This window comes from Ralstonia flaminis (genome assembly GCF_958415495.1).
GTDB lineage: Bacteria > Pseudomonadota > Gammaproteobacteria > Burkholderiales > Burkholderiaceae > Ralstonia > Ralstonia flaminis.
The window spans coordinates 1-1841 of record NZ_CATZLL010000037.1; the positions used below are offsets into that span (position 1 = coordinate 1).

1 protein-coding gene is annotated in these 1841 nt (G+C 60.6%); it reads left to right on the top strand.

All coding sequences use genetic code 11. From position 1 onward, the window contains the following. Positions 1-45 precede the first annotated feature (45 nt). On the top strand, positions 46-1841 hold a 1796-nt coding region (locus R2N11_RS26325), incomplete at its 3' end, for an SH3 domain-containing protein (protein WP_316682961.1).

A 1841-nucleotide genomic window follows, 5' to 3' on the forward strand; every position in this document is an offset into this window, starting at 1 on the left:
CTCGCCGATCGTGCGCAAATTGTCGTTCTGCGATTTGCGTAACCGATGCCCGCACCCTCATCCACGCCGCCCACACCAGCCCCACCGCCCGTCAAGCTCCAGCAACCAACCTTCAAGTTCCCCTTCCGCAAAAAAGCCACTACCGGTGGCGCCCCCGAAGAAATCACCGACGAACACGAGTTCCTCACGCTACTCAGGAATGAGCCGTCGGGCGGCTACGGGGTCAGCAATAAGGGCATGTGGCACGGTGGCATCCACATCAGTGAGACCGGGGCAGGACAGAAACTGGACCTGGAACACGGTGTGCGCTGCTTGGCTGATGGTGAGGTGATTGCCTATCGACTGGACCGGCACTACCCCGTCAGTCAAGTGCAGGCATCCAATGACGACCCCGTCATTGATTCGCCATACAGCACCAGTTTCGTGCTCGTGCGCCACGTCATGGAGTTCCCCAAGGACAGTCGGCTGACCTTCTTCAGCTTGTACATGCACTTGCGGTCGTTCTCGGAATACCCGGAAAGCGGCCCTTGGCCAGCGTACTGGCCGACCTGTTTCGAAGTCACGCAATACGCCAATGACCCGGTCGCCAATGGGTCAGGCGGTCAAGTCGCGCCGTCCTCACATGTTGGCCTGCGCGTGCGGGCCGGTGCCACCTCAAACAGCCAACCCGTCGCGATCTTGCCGCAAGGTGCGCAAGTCCGTATCGGCAAGCGTGAGCAGAAGTGGGGCCAAATCGTAGAAGCCAATGGCGTCACGCCCTATCCGGCCAAGGCGGGTGATTGGGTGGATCCTGCCGCAGTTATCGGTAAATGGGTCTATCTTGGCAAGAACAACGTGGGGCAGCTTGAAGCCCGCGAGGTCTTGTCGGAGGACGCGTTTGATCAGGTGGTCGTATTGCCGAACCCGCGTCCGATCAATGCGGGCGACCTGATCGGCCACCTCGGGCTTTATGAGTCGCTCACCGCGCCGGGCGCGAACCGGATAGTGCACATTGAAGTGTTCTGCGGGGATGACATTAAGCCCTTCCTCGCGCAAGGGCGGGAGTGGATTCGAGATCACTCGTTCAGACCCAAAGACTGGGAGCAACTCGGGTTACCCAGCGAGCCCACGATCCTGCGGGTTGGCAAGGGCACGAAACTGTACAGGGAGCCGTTTCAGGAGGGCCAGGATGCCCCGCGTACCGACGTTACGCTGATCGAGACCTTTGCCCATCTGACCAAGTCCCCAGAAAACCGCCACACCGAAACCGCATCGGGCGTTGATGGCCAAAAACGGAATTGGTGGAAGGTTCGCGGCGCAAATATGCTGCACCAAGACATTAGCGGGTGGGTGCGCGAGCAACTCTTTCCAGGTGGCCGGGTGACGCGCGAGTTCGCGCAATCGTGGATCGACTTCGAGACGTTCGAGGGTGAGCACGACGCCACGCATACGCTATTTGCGACCACCCAGACGTATATCGACTACGCCATGCAAGCGGCAGTCTCTGAGCCTGCGGCGCTGCCCAATCTCAGCCCGCTGATGGCAGGCGTCTATCGTGCCGTCTACCCAACCGGGGATGGCTGCCGAGCCGCTGACGACCTCTGCGCAGTCTACGACGACCCGTGGCGGGCGTTCAGTCTGTCACGGCTCATCATCAAGCACGAGAGCGAATGGGCCAACCCGGACAAGTGGAAGCAACTGACCGGCGCCATCGAGGAGAAAACCGGCCCGAAAGCCCAGCATAACGCCGAGCAGCAGCGGATTGAGAGGCTTATGTGGTGGGAGGCGGTGAAGGCCAACCTGCCCAGCCTGCCGGACTCGGATGTATTTCATATTCATCCGGGGGCGTTGGTGGGGAATTT